Origin of the sequence: Sorangium sp. So ce448 (genome assembly GCF_051520915.1) — a bacterium.
In the GTDB taxonomy this organism is placed as follows: domain Bacteria; phylum Myxococcota_A; class Polyangia; order Polyangiales; family Polyangiaceae; genus Sorangium; species Sorangium cellulosum_B.
Genome location: NZ_CP150343.1, coordinates 11,037,058 through 11,054,003 on the forward strand (window position 1 = coordinate 11,037,058; position 16,946 = coordinate 11,054,003).

Consider the following 16,946-nt stretch of genomic DNA (forward strand, 5'->3'; position numbering starts at 1 on the left):
TCCTCACATGCTTTCCCAGAAAACTGCACTTCAACTGGTCCTCTGTCTGACCATCGGGTTCTCGGCGGCTGCCTGCTCTGACGATGGTGGCGAGGACACCAGCACCAGCTCCAGCTCCAGCAGCTCGAGCAGCAGCAGCGCCAGCAGCAGCAGCGCGGGCCAGGGCGGCGGCGAAGGCGGCTCCGGCGGCCAGGGCGGCGCCACCGGCGGCGGCGAAGGCGGCTCCGGCGGCCAGGGCGGCGCCACCGGCGGCGGCGAAGGCGGCTCCGGCGGCCAGGGCGGCTCCGGCGGCTCCGGCGAAGGCGGCTCCGCCCCCGCCGGCGATCCCCTCTGCGGCGCGGGCACCGCGACCTTCGCCGATGTACGGACGATCCTGACCACGACCTGCGCTGGGTGCCATGGCAACGGCGGCCCCGCGGCCGCCGGCCTCGATCTCCGCGCAAACGCGGCCCATGGCGAGCTCGTCAACGGCGCGAGCTCGAAGTGCACCGGCCGGATGCTCGTCGTGCCGGGCAAGCCGAGCGAGAGCTACATCATCAACAAGGTGCGCGGCACCGGCCTCTGCGGCGACGACACGCGCATGCCCCCCCCGGACAAGGGCGCTGCCCTGCCCGAGGCCAGCATCAAGAAGATCAACGACTGGATCTGCGCCGGCGCTCCCGCCCAGTGAGCCCGTCTGCCCGGCTCAGCGCCTGTCCCTGCAGCGCAGGCGCTCAGTAGACCTTGCAGCGCGCGCCGCCCGCGGCGCGCGCATACGGGATCTTCGCGCTGCGCCCCTTCACATAGATCGCCCCGCCCTGAGCGGGCCTCGGGATCACGGCGCCCGTCGCGAGCGGCCGTCCCGTGGGCAGCTCCTCGACCTCGATGACGATATCGTTCCCCTCCTGATCGACCGCCGAGATCGAGGGTCGCCGGCTCTCCTCGTCGGGAGCGCCGCCCGGGCAGGGCACCCCGCGGGCGCTCAGCGCGATGGCCAGCGTATTGGCCGAGGTCTCCGGCGCGCCGGCCGCCCACTGGAACCGGGGATCGCGCGCCTCCCCCACCTCCACGGCCAGGCAACTGCAGCGCTCCTTGCGCGAGTCGGCGCGCGCGAGCGAGAGATCGTGCCGCACGCCCACCCACGACGAGGGCGCCCGCTCCTCGGGCGTCGACGGGGCGCCGCCGAAGTCGTCGGGCGCGCCGAAAGCCCTGCGCGGCGCCTTCTTCTTCGCGCCCGCCTGATCCGCCGGCGCGGCGGGATCGACGGTGTCGCCCTCCCAGAACGCCGCGGCGCCCGCGTGCTGGTTGCCGCCGCAGGCGGCGAGGAAGACTCCGGAGAGGAGCGCAGCGAAGCGCGCAATCTGGACGCCCGAGGGGAGCATGCAGCGCGATCTTCGCACCGGCGCCGCCGGCGGCCAAGGTTTGTGCTGAGTCGGAGAGAAAAGAGAGAGAAACGCTGCTACGCGAGAACACACACGCTGCGCGCCGGACGCCCGGCGCGCAGCGCAGGAGCCGTCACTTCGGCTTGATCTCGGTCAGGACGAGCAGGTAATCCGGCGAGTTGTTCGGCGACAGCTTCGCGTACGGGTTCTCCTTGCTGGGCCACCCGACGAAGCGCTTCGTGCTGTACTCGCCCCAGGACGGGTTCTTGAACAGCGGGATGACCGGCACCTGCGTGGCGTAGATCATCTGCAGCTCCTCGACGATGCTCTTCTGCTCCGCCGGATCCGTCGCGGCCGCGAACTTCTTGAACAGCGGCTCGGCCTCCTTGGCGGCGAAGCGGTGCCAGTTGCGGTTCGAGACCTCGTTGACGGGCTTCACGAACTCCGGGGCCATGAGATCGCGGTAGTAGTTGAACGGCGTGGGCTCGGTGTTGGTCCAGCCCATCGACATGTCGAACGTGCCCTTCTGGAGCGCCTCGAAGAACGCGCTGAAGTCGTAGGTCTTCAGCGTGGCGTCGATGCCCACGGCCTTCAGGCTCTGCGCGGTGATCTGGACGGCGCGCACCCAGTCGGACCAGCCGGTCACGACGTTGATGTCGAACTTCAGCGGCTTGCCGTCCTTCGCGCGGATGCCGTCGGCGCCCTTGGCGTAGCCGGCCTCGTCGAGGAGGGCGTTCGCCTTGGCCACGTCGAAGGTCGTCCAGTCGCCGGCCGCGGCGGCCTTGTCGCTGCGCCAGCGCCCGTAGGCGTCGTCGAGGCCGGTCCCGTCCGCGCCGACCGTGTAGCCGTTGACCGCGACCTTCGCGATCTGGGCGCGGTCGATGGCCATGCTGATGGCCTTGCGCAGCTTGATGTCGTTGAACGGCTTCTTCGTGGCGTTCGGGTAGAGCGTCACGGTGCCGCCGACGAGCGGGAACCAGTAGTGGTTGTTCTCCGGGTCCTTGGCGACGTAGGTCTTGTCGATGTCGGGCACGAAGTTGCCGGCCCAGTCGACCTCGCCGTTGATGAGCGCCAGGTTCGCCTGGTCGTTGCCCGGGTACGCCGGGAAGCGCAGGCCCTCGACAGCCGGCTTGCCCTTCTGCCAGTAATTCGGGTTCTTGCCGAGCTCGTAGATCTGGTTCTGGAACGTCTTCACCTCGGTGAAGGGCCCCGTCGCGACCGGGTTCTCGTTCGTGAACGTGACCGGGTCGGCGACGTCCTTCCACTTGTGCTCCGGCACGATCGGCTGATGGCCGATGTAGGTGAGGCCGGGGACGAACGGCTCCTTGAAGACGAACTCGACCGTGGTGTCGTTCTTGGCCTCGACCGACTCGACGAGCTTCCAAACGCCCGTGAGATCGAGCGCCGGGAACTTCTTGAGGAGCCCGAACGTGAACGCGACGTCCTTCGCCGAGAAGGGTTGTCCGTCAGACCACTTGACTTCGGGGCGGGTCGTGAAGGTGAGCTTCTTGTTCGCGTCGCTCCACTCGTACTTCGTGGCGAGCCACGGGACGTACTCGCCCTTCATCGTGTTGTACACGATCATGGGCTCGTAGATGCCCGCGACGGTGGGGAAGCGCGTGGCCCCCTCGCCGAGAAGGGGGTTGAAGTTACGAACCCAGGACGCCTGCTGCTCCCTGGAGATGGTGACGAACTTCGCGCCGCCCTTCGCATCGCCCTTCGCCGCGCCCGTGGCCGCGGGCCCGGCCGTGCCCGCAGGCCCCGTGCCACCGGACTCGGACTTGTTGTCGCAGGCCGCCGTGGCGCCGACGGATAGGACGAGCGCCGAAAGGGCAAAAATGCGGCGCGACATGGATCGACTCTTCATAAGCTTGCTCCCTACGCGGCGACCTCGGTCGCCCACGACGATCCTCTCACTCGACCGACAGCTCGCAGCGCCGCAGCGCAGCGACAACAGCAGACCGTACGGCGGCGCCACGGATGAGCCGCGACTGCGGCGACCTGACGCCGGCGCACTCTACCGGCCGACGTAGAGAAGTGTCAACCTGACGAATCGAGGGGTTCCCCGGCCACCGCGCCGCCCCGCGACCTGATCGGATGCGCACGCCGGGGCCGCGGCGCACCGCAGCAAGCCGCGCGCGCGCTCCTACCCGAGCGATTGCCCGCGCGATTACCCGCGCGACCCCGCGCGTTCCGGCGTGCTCAGAACTCGGCCGGATCGCTGTAAGTCCCCAGGACGTCGCGCAGCACGTCGCAGATCTCCTGCTCGGTCGCGTACGCGCTGGCCGCCGCGATGAGGGGCGGCATCAGGTTGTCACGGCCGCGCGCGGCGCTCCGCACGTCGGCCAGGGCGCGCCGCACCCGGTCCTGATCGCGCTGGGCCTTGACCCGGGCCAGGTTCTCGCACTGAACGCGCTGCACCTCCTCGTCAATCCGGAGGAGGGGGATCGTCTTCTCGCCCACCGAGGCGTAGCGGTTGACGCCCACCATGATCCGCTCGTTCGATTCCAGCTCTCGCTGAAACCTGTAGGCCGAGGCGGCGATCTCGCGCTGCGGATACCCCTTCTCGATGGCGGCCACCATCCCGCCCATCTCGTCGATCCGCTGGATGTACTCGAGGGCCTCCTTCTCCAGGCGGTCCGTGAGCCACTCCACATAGTAGCTCCCGCCGAGCGGATCGATGGTGTTCGCGACCCCGCTCTCGTGGGCGATGATCTGCTGGGTCCGGAGGGCGATGGTCACGCTCTCCTCGGTCGGGAGCGCGTACGTCTCGTCGAGCGAGTTCGTGTGGAGCGACTGGGTGCCGCCGAGCACGGCGGCGAGCGCCTGGAGCGAGACGCGGACCACGTTGTTGTACGGCTGCTGCGCCGTCAGCGACACGCCGGCCGTCTGCGCGTGCGTCCGGAGCTTCATGCTCTCGGCCTTCTTCGCCCCGTACCGCACCTTGAGGAACCGCGCCCACATGCGGCGCGCAGCGCGGAACTTCGCGATCTCCTCGAAGAAGTCGCTGTGGACGTCGAAGAAGAACGAAAGGCGCGGCGCGAAGGCGTCGACGTCGAGGCCGCGCGCGACGCAGCTCTCGACGTAGGCGAGCCCGTCCGCGAGCGTGAACGCGAGCTCCTGCGCGGCGGTCGAGCCCGCCTCCCGGATGTGGTAGCCGCTGATCGACACCGAGTTCCACCGCGGCACCTCGCGCGCGCAGAACTCGATCATGTCGGTCACGACGCGCATCGCCGGGCGCGGCGGGACGAGCCAGGCGTGCTGGGCGATGAACTCCTTGAGGCAGTCGTTCTGCACGGTGCCGCCGATGCGGCTCCGCGGGATCCCGCGCTTGTCGGCGAGCGCGACATAGAACGCGAGCAGCACGGCGGCGGGGCCGTTGATGGTCATCGACGTCGTCACCTGGTCGAGCGGGATGCCGTCGAAGAGCACCTCCATGTCGCGGAGCGTGTCGACCGCGACACCGCACATCCCCACCTCGCCGAGCGACCGCGGAGAGTCGGAGTCGTAGCCCATGAGGGTCGGGAAATCGAAGGCGGTCGACAGGCCCGTCTGGCCCTCTGCGAGCAGGTATTTGAACCGCGCGTTCGTCTGCTCCGGCGTGCCGAAGCCCGCGAACATCCGCATGGTCCAGAGCCTGCCGCGGTACATCGTCGGCTGGACGCCCCGGGTGAACGGGTACTCCCCGGGCAGCCCGAGATCCGCCGCGTGGTCGACCGGCGCGTCGGCCGGGGTCGCGAGGTCGGGGACGTCGATGCCGCTCCACGTGGTGAAGCGCTCGCTCCGCGGCGGGAAGCGCGCCGACGCCTCGGCGACCGGGCCCGCGCGCCACGCGGCCACCGCGCGCCGGAGCGCCGCGAGCCCTGCCTCGTCGAGCGCGGGCCCCTCTCCGCCCCCGCCGTTCGTGGAACGGAGCGCGTCGCCGCCGCTCGCGTCGGCGTTTTCCCGGGACCCGACCGCGCGGTCCGCCGCGGTCTCCGGAGGGGGGGTGATCTCTCGAGGCGCCATGGCCGGCATTTTAGCGCGGCGCGCGCGCGACGACGCCAGGCAATGCCGGCGAACGCGCCGGGGCGGCGGGCGTGCGCCGCGTCACGGGCAGACCGCGTGGAACACCGCGGAGGCGACCGGCGTCGCCCCGTCCTCCAGCGAGTCCTCGATCGCGCCCGTGATGCGGATCCCCTCCGCGGCGCAGAGCGCCGCCGCGGCGTCGGCCGGGAGCGTCGCGCCCTGAGCGCCGGTATCGACGGTGAACGCCACGGTGACGTCGCTGTCCGGAGCGACCTCGACCGGCAGCGCCGCCGTGGTCTCGACGGGGAGCGGCTCGACGATCGAGGTCTTCTGATCGGCGCTCGTGATCGCGAAGGTGCGCACCGCGACGCGGCTGGGCCCGCTGGCCCGCGCGCTCAGGTGCAGCTCCAGCGCGAAGCTCGCGGTAAGGCCGGTCCCGAGCGCGTTCGAGGAGACGGTCGCCCCGGGCGCCGCGATCGACGGCTCGACGAACACGGCCGCGTCGGTGTTGATGCAGCCGCTCGCCGTGATGGCGAGCGCCGCGGCGGCGAGCGTGGTGGCGTCGGAGCGCCTGGCGCGGGCCTTCATGGGGCTCACTCTCTCCCGGCCCGACCGGTCCTGTCCAGATCGGCGGCGCCGCACCTCGGCTCAGGGCGGCGCCGCGTCTCCGCTCAGGGCGGCGGCGGGTTGACGCCCTTGGAGCGGGCCAGGGCGCAGCCGAGCTCCACGTTGGTCGGCCCCTTGTCGGTCCGCACGACCTTGAACTCGACGCGCCGGTTTTTCTCCCAGGCGGCCGCGTTGTGGGCCGGATCGATCGGGCAGTACTCGCCGTAGCCCATCGAGCGAACGCTGTTCTTGTTGACGCCGCGCTGCGCCAGCGCCGCGGCGACCGCGTCCGCGCGAGCCTGGGTCAGCTTGAGGTTGTAGGCGTCGGCCGAGCGCTCGTCGGCGTGCCCCTGCACCTCGATCATCGTGAACTCCGGGTGGTGCTTCAGCGTCTCGGCCACCGCCTGCACGATGCCGAACGACTCCGGGAGGATCTCGGCGCTGCCGGTCGCGAACTGGATCTTCTCGAGGATGACGATGTTGTTCTCCTCGATCACGACGCTGCCCTTGTCCGGGCACCCGTCCTCGTCCTCGAGGCCGTTGAACGTCTCCGGATCGTTGGGGCACTTGTCGACGACGTCCGGGATGCCGTCCCTGTCGTTGTCGGGCTCCGGGCACCCGTCCTCGTCCTCGAAGTCGTCCTTGTCCTCGGGGTCGTTCGGGCACTGGTCGGACTTGTCGGGGATGCCGTCCTTGTCGTTGTCCGGATCCGGGCAGCCGTCCTTGTCCTGGAAGCCGTCGCGGTCCTCCGGATCGTCCGGGCACTTGTCGCGCGAGTCGAGGATGCCGTCGCCGTCGCGATCGCCGTCGCTCCCCTCCGGGCAGCCGTCGTCGTCCTCATCGCCGTCGCGGTCCTCCGGGTTGTTCGGGCAGCGGTCGTCGACGTCGAGGATGCCGTCCTCGTCGTTGTCCGGATCCGGGCAGCCGTACTTCCCGGGGGGCGAGTCGGCCTTCGTGTCCTGGAAGCCGTCGTAGTCCTCGGGCTCGTCGGGGCAGTCGTCCTGATCGTCCTTGATGCCGTCGCCGTCCCGATCGCCGATCGACGGCTCGAAGACGAACCCGATGGTCGCGCGCTGCGCCGCGGACTGGAACCCGGGCGTGTACCCGACGCCGGCGCCGAGCATGAGGAAGCTGTTCCGCTCGATGAAGAGCTTGATGCCCCCGATCGCCTCGGCCGACAGCTTCTGCTTGGCGCTGTCGCCGCCGCCGACCTGCTGGGTCAGGTAGGTCTCGACCACGAGGTCGAGCGGCGTGAGGACGCGGTAGCTCATGCCGGCCCCGGCGGTGATCAGGTCGGAGTACTCGAGGTCCCCGTGCTCGAGCTGGAAGGTCGCGCCGTCCTGGCGCAGGCCGAAGACCGGGTTCTTCCCGGCGTGGCCGCGGTAGCCGACGTTCGCCGCGATCCGGAACGGGTTGGTCGTGCCGAACCGCTTCTCCAGCACGAGCTGCGGCCAGAAGAAGAACCCCGGATCCGACGCGAAGTCCTGGGTCCCGCCGACCCCGATCCCGGCCTGGGCGATCACCGCGAGACCGATCACGTCCTGATCGGGGCGGAGGATGCGCGCCTTCGCGTGGATCGCCAGGTTGCCGAGCGTCTGCGCGTCGAGCGAGTCGTCGTTGTAGTTGGCGCTGCCGCCCGGGCCGATGTCGTCGACCGGCTTGCCCCCGTTGAGCACCACCGGGACCGAGAGCCCGACGACAAGGAAGTTGGCGATGCCGTAATCGAACTGGAACGTCCCCTGGAACGCGTGATTGAGCATCACCTCCGTTCCCCGGTCGTTCTCGGTGAGCGGCAGGATGTTGTGCCCGTAATCGAGCACGAACCCCAGGCTGACGTCGTTCGCGCCGAGGATGTCCGCCCCGTTGACGGAGAAGAGCCCCTTGGAGTCGATCGCCGGCCGGAACAGGTGCAGGTCCATGCCGTCGCCGTTGGCGCCGTCTCCCGTGCGCGTCTGGGCCGCGGCGTCGCCCGCGCTGGCGGCGGTCATCGCGGCGCCGAGGACGAAGGAGAGCAGCCCGGCGCCCAGGCGGGAGGCTCGGCCGGGGCGCGCCTGGGCCGGGAGCCGGGCGTCGTTCGCCCCAGGAGCGCCTGGGAGCGGTTCGGCGGGGAGCAAAGGGGAACGAGGCGTCATGGGAGGGTCCTCGGGGTCGTGTGAGGTCGCTGTCGGGCGAGCGCGTGGGGCGCTCGGCGCCACGTACCACCGCGCGAATTCCGGTGTCAAACAGACGACGCGGCGAGCTCGCGGCGCGAGCGATCGCGGCGCCCCGCCGGACCTGCCACGCGCCCGGCGCGGGGTGGTGGTCAAATGGGAACATGAAGTCGGGGAGGCGGGAAGAAAACCTGAATGATCTTCCCGCCTTCCCGCCTTCATGGGGACGCGCTCCGGGCAAAGTCGACCACTGCCCGGGGCGCCCCCGCTCGCTCAGGGAGTCTTGGTCTTGAGACTGTCGATCGCGTGGACGGGCGCCTGGTCGCCGGCCATGAGGTGGGCGATCGCCCCGTAGACCAGCCGCTGGCTCTCCAGCATGCTCTTGCCGGCGAACACCGGCGAGGTCACGACCAGGTTGAAGTGGCCCCCGCCGCCGGTCACCTCGGCGGTGGAGCCCTCGATCTTCGCTTCGATGGCCTGCTTCAGGGCCTCGGGGATCGACCCCTGAAAGGTCGTCAGGTGGCTCGGCATGGGCGTTCTATAGGCCATCGCCCCGCCGCGGGAAAGCCGGAGCGCGAGGCTCGGGCCGCGGCGGGGCGCGCTGTCGACGGGATCGACGCGACGGGACGGGCGGGATCGGCGCGGTGGGATCAGGCGCGCGCGGTCGCGCCGGCCAGCTCGATGAGGCCGGCCGCGCCCATGCCGCCGCCGATGCACATCGTCACGACGGCGTACCGGCCGCCGCGCCGGCGCAGCTCGTAGAGGGCGGTCGCGGTGAGCTTCGCGCCGGTGCACCCGAGCGGGTGGCCGAGCGCGATCGCGCCGCCGTTCACGTTGAGCTTCTCCTCGGGGATCTCGAGCGTCCGCTGCACGTAGACGGCCTGCGAGGCGAACGCCTCGTTGACCTCGAAGAGGTCGATGTCGGCCATCTTCAGCCCCGTCTTCGCGAGCAGCTTGCGCACCGCGGGCACCGGGCCGATGCCCATGATGGCGGGGTCGACGCCGACCGTCACGAACGCCCGGAAGTACCCGAGCGGCTTCACGCCGAGCGCGTCCGCCTTCGCCTTGCTCATCACGAGCGCCGCGGCGGCGCCGTCCGACAGCGGCGAGCTGTTGCCCGGCGTGACGCTCCCCTTCGCCGAGAACGCCGGCTTCAGCCCCGCGAGGGCCTCCGCCGTCGTCTCCTTGCGGATCAGCTCATCGGCGCGGAAGTCGAAGGTCGCGCGCTTGCCGTTCTCGAAGCGCACCCCCTTCACGGTGACGATCTCGTCCTCGAAGCGCCCGGCCGCGCGCGCCGCCGCCGCCTTCTGGTGGCTCTTCAGCGCGAACGCGTCCTGGTCGGCGCGGCTCACCTGGAAGCGGTTCGCCACGTTCTCCGCGGTGATGCCCATCGGCGTGTACACCGTCGGACACCGCTCCATCGCCTCCGGCGACGCGCTCAGCTTGTTGCCGGTCATCGGCACCATCGTCATCGACTCGACGCCGCCGGCGACGGCGATGTCGAGCGATCCCATCGCGATGCTGCCCGCAGCGCTCGCGATCGCCTGGAGCCCGCTCGAGCAGAAGCGGTTGATGGTGATCGCGGACCCTTCCTGCGCCATCCCGCCGAGGAGCGAGACGACGCGCGCGATGTTGAGCCCCTGCTCGCCTTCCGGCATGGCGCAGCCGAGGACGAGGTCCTCGACGTCCTCCGGCTTCACCTGGGGGACGCGCTGGAGCAGCGCGGCGACGACCTCGCCGGCGAGCTCGTCGGGGCGCTTCAGCGCGAGCGACCCTTTGTGGGCCCGGCCAACGGCCGAGCGGACGGCCTCTGCAATTACGACGTCGACCATGGCGTTCACCTAGTTCCGGAGGGGCTTGTTGTTCATCAGCATGTACTGCATTCGCTCGGCGCTCTTGGGCTCGCCGCACAGGCTGACGAACGCCTCGCGCTCGAGCTCGAGGATCTCGTCCTCGGTCACCTCGCGCGCCCCGCCGCCGGCGCCGCCGCAGAGCACCTCGGCCAGCTTGCGCGCGATCTTCGCGTCGTGCTCGCTGGCGTGGCCGCCGGCGACGAGCGTGTCGATCATCATCTGCAGCGTCGCGATCCCGCTCTCGCCCGGCAGCTTGTAGGCGCGCGGCACGGGCGCGTGGTACCCGGCCTCGGCCAGCCCGATCGCGCGCGCCTTCACCTCGTACAGCTGGCGGGCCCGGTCGAACGAGACGCCGTCCGTCTTGCGGAAGAAGCCGAGCGCCTTCGCCTCGTCCGCGCTGGTCGCGACCTTGGCGAGGGCGATGTTCTTGAAGACCTGCGTCACGATGTCGTACGTCGGCACCGTCACGCCCTCGGGGATCCCCTCGAGCGCGCGCCAGAGCATGTTGAGCGTCCCCGCGCCGCCCGGGATCAGGCCGACGCCGACCTCGACGAGCCCCGCGTACGTCTCGGCCGCGGCCTGCACCGCGTCGCAGGCGAAGCAGAGCTCGAGGCCGCCGCCGAGGGTCATCCCGTAGGGCGCGGCCACGACCGGCACGCTCGCGTACTTCAGCCGCTGGGTCGCGTCCTGGTACGCCTTCACCATCTTGCGGATCGCGTCCCAGTCCTTGTTGCCCGCGGCCATGGCCACGAGGAACAGGTTGGCGCCGACGCAGAAGTGCTCGCCCTGGTTGAAGACCACGAGCGCGCGGAAGTCCTGCTCGGCCTTCTCGGCGGCGAGCGAGAGCATCCCGATCGAGTCCGGATCGAGGCTGTTCGCCTTGGTCTTGAAGGTGACGCCGAGCACGCCGTCGCCGAGATCCCAGGCCTCTGCGCCGTCGTTGGCGAGCACGGCCTTCGCGCCGCTCGCGGCCGCGCGCGCGCCGGCCAGCGTCACGTTGCGCGGATCGACCTTCTGGGCGACGTACTCCCCCTTGAGCAGGTCGAACACCGCTCCATCGGCGCGGTAGAACGACGTCGCGCCGCTCTGCTTCATGCGGAGGATCGACTCGGGCAGCTTGACGCCGTCCTTCTGCATGCGCTCGACGGTCTCGGCGAAGCCGAGCGCGTCCCAGGTCTGGAACGGCCCGAGCTCCCAGTTGTACCCCCAGCGCATGGCGTCATCGATCGCCACGATGCTGTCGGCGATCTCGCCGACGCGGCGCGCCGTGTACGCCAGCGAGCGGGAGAGCACCTTCCAGGCGAACTGGCCGGCCTTGCCGGGGTCGTTCGCGAGCTTCTTCACGCGCGCGGCGGGGTCCTCGATCTTCTCGCACGACCTCGTGGCCTTCTTGATGGCCTCGTCGCCGCCGTGGGGGCGGTACTCGAGCTTGGCCGGGTCGAGCGTCTCCAGGCCTTCCTTGGCCTTGCGGTAGAAGCCGCCCTTGGTCTTGTCGCCGAGGAGCTTCGCCTCGATCATCTTCCGGATGTAGGCGGGCACCTTGAAGACGTCGCGGTCCTCGTCGCGCTCGAGCGCCGAGTAACAGTTGTCGGCGACGTGGGCGAGGGTGTCGAGCCCGACGATATCGCCTGTCCTGAAGCTCGCGCTCTTCGGGTGGGCCATGGCGACGCCGGTGATGGCGTCGACGTCTTCCGGCGCGAGGCCGTCCTCGATCATGAGGTGGATGGCGGTCAGCATCGCGTGGGTGCCGATGCGATTGCCGACGAAGTTCGGGGTGTCCTTGCCGAAGACGAGGCCCTTTCCGAGCACGTCCTCGCCGAGCTTCCGCACGCGGGCGACGACGGCGGGGTCGGTGTCGGGCCCGACCACGAGCTCGAGGAGCTTCATGTACCGGACCGGGTTGAAGAAGTGCATGACGAGGAATCGCTTGCGGAAGTCCGCGGAGCGCCCTTGCATCATCTCCTCGATGCGCAGCCCGGACGTATTCGACGCCACGACCGCGTCGGGCCGCAAGACCTCTTCGAGCCGCGCGAAGAGGGCGCGCTTCGGCTCCATCTTCTCGATGATCGCCTCGATAACGAGGTCGCATTGGGCGAGCTCGGCGAAGTGGTCTTCGGTGTTGCCGGTGCGCACGAGGCGGGCGTTCGACGGGTGGAAGAACGCGGCGGGCCTGGCCTTGAGGGCCTTCTCGAGCCCGCCTGCGGCGAACCTGCTGCGGGCGGCCGGGTCCTTCTTTTCGGCGTCGGTGAGGTTCGGGGGCACGATATCGAGGAGCAGGACCTCGATGCCGGCGTTCGCGAAGTGGGCGGCGATGCCGCTGCCCATGACGCCCGCGCCGATGACGCCCGCGCGGCGGATTGGTTTCGTCATGCAGATCCTCCGAGAGAGATGAATGGGGCGCAAACCATTGACGGAAAGGGCCCCGAGCGCAAGCGTATCCGGGGTGGACGGCCGCGCGGGAGAGCGAGCAAGGTTACGCGTCGCCGTCGAGGGCGCGCGCTGATCGGCGAGGCGCGGCGAGGGGCCGCGGGACGCCGGGCGGACAAGCGCGGGTGTGCGACACCGAGCGACAGCTGCAAGGAGAGGCGGCGCACGTGGGATACCGCACGGGCCAGCGCGGGAGTGTAGGGCGAGCGGCAGGAGCGATGAGGGGCGGCGCACCGGAATGAGCGGTGGCGCATCCGGAGCGGACGCGGCAGCGTCGCCTGGACTACCGACGATCCGTGCGTTCCAGCGATTGGCCGTCCTCGGTGCCCTTCGGCTTCCGGGAGAGCGGGGGAGATAGGGAGTTGGCCCCTGAGACAACCTGTCCAGAACGCCCGCTTGCCGTGCGAGCGTGCCCAGGTGAGCCGCGCGGGCGTGCTCAGACGAGGACGTGCGAGCGTGCTCAGGTGAGGCCGCGCGGGTGCGTCGGCTGGCGTCGGTCGCTCAGTGCCATGCCTGAGCGGACTGAACTGGCTGTCCGGTGCGGTCGTGCTCGGCGAGGAGGCGCTTCGAGATCTCGACGCACTGGATGCAGGTGGCGAAGCCCGACTTGTGCAGGCACTGGATCCAGATCGCCGACCCTTGCGGCAGGAACTCCTCCGGATCGAGGTGCTTGCCGCAGGCGACGCAGTGGATGTGCTTTTGCTCGTGGTGCTGCGCCGTGCGCGCGGGCGCGAGCGCCTTCCGCTCGCGCTTGGTCAGTCGCTTCTCTCGCTTCATGGATGGTCTCCTCGATGACGGGTGGCCGCACGGCCTCGTGCGGGCGCCGATGAAGCTACCACGCGCCGCTGGGCGAGGGTTCCGGACGGCGGCGCGGAGGGCGCCGGCGCGGCGGTGCGGGACGGACCTGCGCGACGCCGCCTGCGGACAGCGGCGACGTGCGGGCGTGTGGGTTGACTTCCTTCAGGTGGTGTGCGTACCGAGCCAGGCGACCGCGCTTCCCCGGGCCCGCGCGGCGCTCGGACGGCGCTGCGAGCGCCGCGCGGACTGCGGGAGCGGCATGGGTGCTGGACCGGACGCCGTGGGCCCGCGCGCGTTACCCCTCGCCGTCCTCGCAACCACGGAGCGCCTCCTCTTCGTCCATCTCGGCGACCTCGGTCGCGTAGTACCGAAGGGAGTGATAGGTTCGCCGCAATGCCTTCAGGAAATCGAGCCCATCCTCGAGGTTGTAGACGCGCTCGTAGCTAGGCAGCCCTTGCTCGAGGATGTCGCCCACCGCGTTCATGCAATTCGGGTGGAGCTTCACGATCTGCACGGGGGGGCCCTCCGACCCGAGGACGAAGCGAGCCAACGGGACGACCTCCTGGTGCGCCCTGACGAGGTGGAGCTCCACGAATTTGACCTTGGCCATCTTGCTCTCACTCTACCTTGATCTTTCAGCTCTTCGTCGAAGTTCGGGCCAGCGTATCTACGCGGCAGCACCTGGGTAGACGAGCGCGGATGGGGCCGCCGCGAAGGTGTCGAACAGGTCCGCCTCGTCACACCACGCATGGAATTGGGTCCCCGTTCACGCCACGCTAGATTCATGTGCCGACGACCTCGAGGACGGCTGGCTCACTCCCAGGGCTCCGACCACCGCTCTTCGCGCGCCGCCTCGCGTCTTCTGCTTCAATGCGACCCTGCAAAGATGATGGAGGGTGCCTGCTCGATCCTTGGTTTGCCGTAGACGATCTGCCCCGTATCGTTCCTGCGATAGAGCTGGAACACCTGGACAGGTTCGCCCGTGGCGCGCTCCACGACGGCATGGATGGCGTCCACGTCCTCCGATGCGCCTCGTTCGCGGCCCCGCACGTCTCGATAGAGCGCGACCGCTCGGAGCTCCTCGGCCGCCGCGCGCTGCCGGAACGCGGTCGTGAGGAGCGTCCAGCCGTCAACACCGCCGTCCGGTGCGACGCCAATGGCGTACTTCCCGGCGGCGTCGACCGCGATGGAACCGGGAAGAAATGTTCCCTGTTCCTCCAGAGCACCCTTTGCAATATCGAGCGCCAGCGCCATGAGACACGAGAGCTCGCGCATCCTTTCGTGACTTTCGTTGTTCATGGACGGCATGTCCCGATCCTGATCGGCTGATGGATGTCTCGATGAGATACAGTAAGCCGCGAGGCGAAGCAAACAGGTCCTCCCGTCATGACGTGATGCCAAGCAAGAACGGCGCGTCGGACCAGAGGGGCCAGAGCGTGCGGGACGGGTGCGTCGCCAGCATCACACCGCCGCTCGGGAGGCGGCGGACGTGGTAAGGAGAATGGTGTTCGATGAACCGGATGTGCTTGCCCGTGTAAACGTTAACCTCGGAGGTGGGCGCGCCCTCCTTCGTCTCATGGATGAGCTCGAGCGCGCGCGGCTCGACAGCGCGCCACTCGTCGACTGACACGGCGGAGGATTCGAGCGCATCGAGAAGTATGGCTGGCGGCGTGGAGAGCATCGCGAGAACTTGCTCGCGCGTGAGTTCGACATCGCCCGGGAGGCGGGCACGTGGGCCGCGCCGAACGACGCTGGCGTGTGCAGGCCGCTGCCTCGATTGTCATAGAATTCCCGCTCACGTCACCCGTCTCCCAGCCGCGCCAGCACGCATGTCACGTTGTCTGGTCCGCCATACTCCCAGCCACCAGGCGTCCGGCCAGGGAGCCCGGAGGCAGAGATCTTTTCACCCATGGCGCCCTACGCCCGGGAGTGTCGTGTTCAGGGGAGAGCGCTCTGCTTCCTCCCAATCGGACGCACTGGCAGCGCTCGCCCCTCCTTCGTCGGGCTGTATCGGGAAGCTCGTCAGGGTGGCAGCACGACGGGTGAGCTCTTCCCCGGCGACGGCACGGACAGGGCGCGGTGGCCGGAGCTGCGGCGCTGGAGGCGGCGGGAACTTCGCCCGCGGGTTCCTGGTCGCGAGCTCGGGAGACGGCACCACGGGCGGAGGAGTATCGAGCGCGCGGGGAGGTACCGTCGACGTAGGCGGCGACGCCGAGCTCTCGCGCTTGGTGACGGGCTCGCCGACCTGGACCACCACGGTATCCTCCGCGTCCGTTCGGCGGTCCTCGTGCAGCCGCCACAGGCGCTCCCAGTACCGCGCCGGCGTGCCGGTGAAGGCCTCCAGCTGCCGCGCGAGGCCGGGCGTCATGGGCAGGTCGCTCCTCAGCAGCCGCTCCACCTCCCTCGGTTCCAACCCCGTGCACTCGGCCAGCTTTCTCCTCCACGAAGGCGTCGTCGCACAGAACGACTCGAGGACCCTTCCCGGCCAGGGGACCGGGCGCCCTCGGACGTCGCTCTGCTCGGCGAGCGCCGCATCGACGTGACAGTCCACGAGGCGCCGGTAGCGGTCCCGCTCCCCCGCTGCCTGCGCCTTCGCATCGGTGAGGGCTGCCTCCTCTTCATCGTGCGCGTGCTCGCGCGCCTCACGAAGCCCGCGCTCTCGTCCCAGCGCTTCGCGCGCGGTGACCGCGAAGCCGATCGCGACGCACGCGATCATCGCGAGCCCGAGCGGCGAGACGAGCCACATTGCACCCACCATGTCCTCCATGTTCCCTCCTCGACCGTGAGCTTTCTTGTCCGCTGTACGGCGGAGCCAGGCCTCGTGCTGCCCGACCAAGGCATCCCCTCACATCCGCCGCTCGTCGCGCCTGCCACGGCGCGCACGTCACCCGCCTCCCAGCCGCGCCAGCACGCACGTCACGTTGTCCGGCCCGCCGTGCTCGTTCGCGATGTCCACAAGCAGGCTCGCCGCCAGGCCCAGGTCCCGGTGCCTTCCCAGCACGCCCTCGATCCGCGCCTCGGGCACCGGGCCCCACAGCCCGTCCGAGCACACGAGGAACAGATCGCCCGGCTTCGTCGCCTCCACCCGAGACTCGATCTCCACGCTCTTGTCGCACCCCAGCGCCCGAGTCACTACACTCGCCAGCTCGCTCAGCGCTTCGACGGCCTCCCGCGCACCATCGTCGTCGTCCAGCATCTCTTCCAGCAGCGAGTGATCCCGCGTCAGCCGCTCCAGCTTCCCCTCGCGCATCCGGTACACCCGCGAGTCGCCCACGTGCGCGATGTACGCCATGCCGCCGCCGAGCAGCACCCCCGCAAACGTCGTCGCCATCCCGCGCACCTCGTCCCGCCGCTGGCTCGCCTCATAGATCGCCCGGTTCGCGCGCCGCACGCTCAGCACAAGCCTCACCTCGTCCCGGTCGTGCGCGCTTCCCGTGCCGTACGGCCACGTATCCTCGAGATCCTCGTTCACGTCGAAGCAACTCTTGACCACCTCGATCGCCATCCGCGACGCCACCTCGCCGCCCGCGTTGCCGCCCAGCCCATCGGCCACCATGAACAGGCCCAGGCACGGCAGCGCCGCGAAGCTATCCTCGTTGTGACTACGGCGCCGGCCCACGTCCGAATGCGCCGCTGCCTCGATGGCGAGCTGTGGATACACGATCGTCCTCCTCGCGCGCTCGTCTTCCGGACGAGCCGAGCCATGGCGCGCCGCACACGGTGGCGCGCGTTCCTCTGCTCCT

General features: G+C 69.9%; 15 protein-coding genes. 1 reads left to right on the forward strand and 14 read right to left on the reverse strand.

The genetic code is table 11. The features are described 5' to 3' along the window. Positions 1 to 7: 7 nt before the first annotated feature. Positions 8 to 670 carry a c-type cytochrome domain-containing protein gene (locus WMF45_RS41650; RefSeq protein WP_437711827.1) on the forward strand — a complete coding sequence of 221 codons (663 nt, stop codon included), beginning with the start codon at positions 8 to 10 and terminating at the stop codon, positions 668 to 670. Between the two features lie 43 nt (positions 671 to 713). Here WMF45_RS41650 and WMF45_RS41655 read toward each other — a convergent pair whose 3' ends face one another. From WMF45_RS41655 to WMF45_RS41720, 14 genes are all read right to left on the reverse strand, one after another. Then, on the reverse strand, positions 714 to 1,361 hold the full coding sequence (locus WMF45_RS41655; RefSeq protein ID WP_437711829.1) for a hypothetical protein: 648 nt from the start codon (positions 1,359 to 1,361) through the stop codon (positions 714 to 716). A gap of 133 nt (positions 1,362 to 1,494) precedes the next feature. Next, on the reverse strand, positions 1,495 to 3,228 hold the full coding sequence (locus tag WMF45_RS41660) for an ABC transporter substrate-binding protein (RefSeq protein ID WP_437711831.1): 1,734 nt from the start codon (positions 3,226 to 3,228) through the stop codon (positions 1,495 to 1,497). Positions 3,229 to 3,563: 335 nt separating this feature from the next. Beyond that, positions 3,564 to 5,369 (reverse strand): acyl-CoA mutase large subunit family protein, encoded by a 1,806-nt coding sequence (locus WMF45_RS41665; RefSeq protein WP_437711833.1) that lies wholly within the window; start codon positions 5,367 to 5,369, stop codon positions 3,564 to 3,566. 81 nt (positions 5,370 to 5,450) lie between these two features. Then, positions 5,451 to 5,957, reverse strand: a complete 507-nt coding sequence (locus WMF45_RS41670; protein ID WP_437711834.1) for a hypothetical protein — start codon at positions 5,955 to 5,957, stop codon at positions 5,451 to 5,453. Positions 5,958 to 6,040: 83 nt separating this feature from the next. After that, a complete protein-coding gene (locus tag WMF45_RS41675; protein ID WP_437711836.1) occupies positions 6,041 to 8,107 on the reverse strand; it encodes an OmpA family protein in 2,067 nt (688 codons plus the stop codon). Positions 8,108 to 8,398: 291 nt separating this feature from the next. Beyond that, on the reverse strand, positions 8,399 to 8,656 hold the full coding sequence (locus WMF45_RS41680; RefSeq protein ID WP_272102490.1) for a BolA/IbaG family iron-sulfur metabolism protein: 258 nt from the start codon (positions 8,654 to 8,656) through the stop codon (positions 8,399 to 8,401). A 119-nt stretch (positions 8,657 to 8,775) separates the two neighbouring features. Further along, on the reverse strand, positions 8,776 to 9,957 hold the full coding sequence (locus WMF45_RS41685; RefSeq protein WP_437711839.1) for a thiolase family protein: 1,182 nt from the start codon (positions 9,955 to 9,957) through the stop codon (positions 8,776 to 8,778). Between the two features lie 9 nt (positions 9,958 to 9,966). After that, a complete protein-coding gene (locus tag WMF45_RS41690) occupies positions 9,967 to 12,348 on the reverse strand; it encodes a 3-hydroxyacyl-CoA dehydrogenase/enoyl-CoA hydratase family protein (protein WP_437711841.1) in 2,382 nt (793 codons plus the stop codon). Between the two features lie 558 nt (positions 12,349 to 12,906). After that, a complete protein-coding gene (locus tag WMF45_RS41695; RefSeq protein WP_437711843.1) occupies positions 12,907 to 13,182 on the reverse strand; it encodes a hypothetical protein in 276 nt (91 codons plus the stop codon). A gap of 316 nt (positions 13,183 to 13,498) precedes the next feature. Further along, the gene (locus WMF45_RS41700) at positions 13,499 to 13,813 is read right to left on the reverse strand and encodes a hypothetical protein (protein ID WP_437711844.1); all 315 of its coding nucleotides are present in this window, start codon (positions 13,811 to 13,813) and stop codon (positions 13,499 to 13,501) included. Between the two features lie 257 nt (positions 13,814 to 14,070). Further along, positions 14,071 to 14,502, reverse strand: coding sequence for a hypothetical protein (locus WMF45_RS41705; RefSeq protein WP_437711846.1), 432 nt, complete (start codon positions 14,500 to 14,502; stop codon positions 14,071 to 14,073). Between the two features lie 85 nt (positions 14,503 to 14,587). Then, the gene (locus WMF45_RS41710; protein ID WP_437711848.1) at positions 14,588 to 14,884 is read right to left on the reverse strand and encodes a hypothetical protein; all 297 of its coding nucleotides are present in this window, start codon (positions 14,882 to 14,884) and stop codon (positions 14,588 to 14,590) included. Between the two features lie 222 nt (positions 14,885 to 15,106). After that, entirely contained in the window at positions 15,107 to 15,970 is an 864-nt protein-coding gene (locus WMF45_RS41715) for a helix-turn-helix transcriptional regulator (protein ID WP_437711850.1), read from the reverse strand. 117 nt (positions 15,971 to 16,087) lie between these two features. Continuing rightward, on the reverse strand, positions 16,088 to 16,864 hold the full coding sequence (locus WMF45_RS41720) for a PP2C family protein-serine/threonine phosphatase (RefSeq protein ID WP_437711852.1): 777 nt from the start codon (positions 16,862 to 16,864) through the stop codon (positions 16,088 to 16,090). Positions 16,865 to 16,946 lie beyond the last annotated feature (82 nt).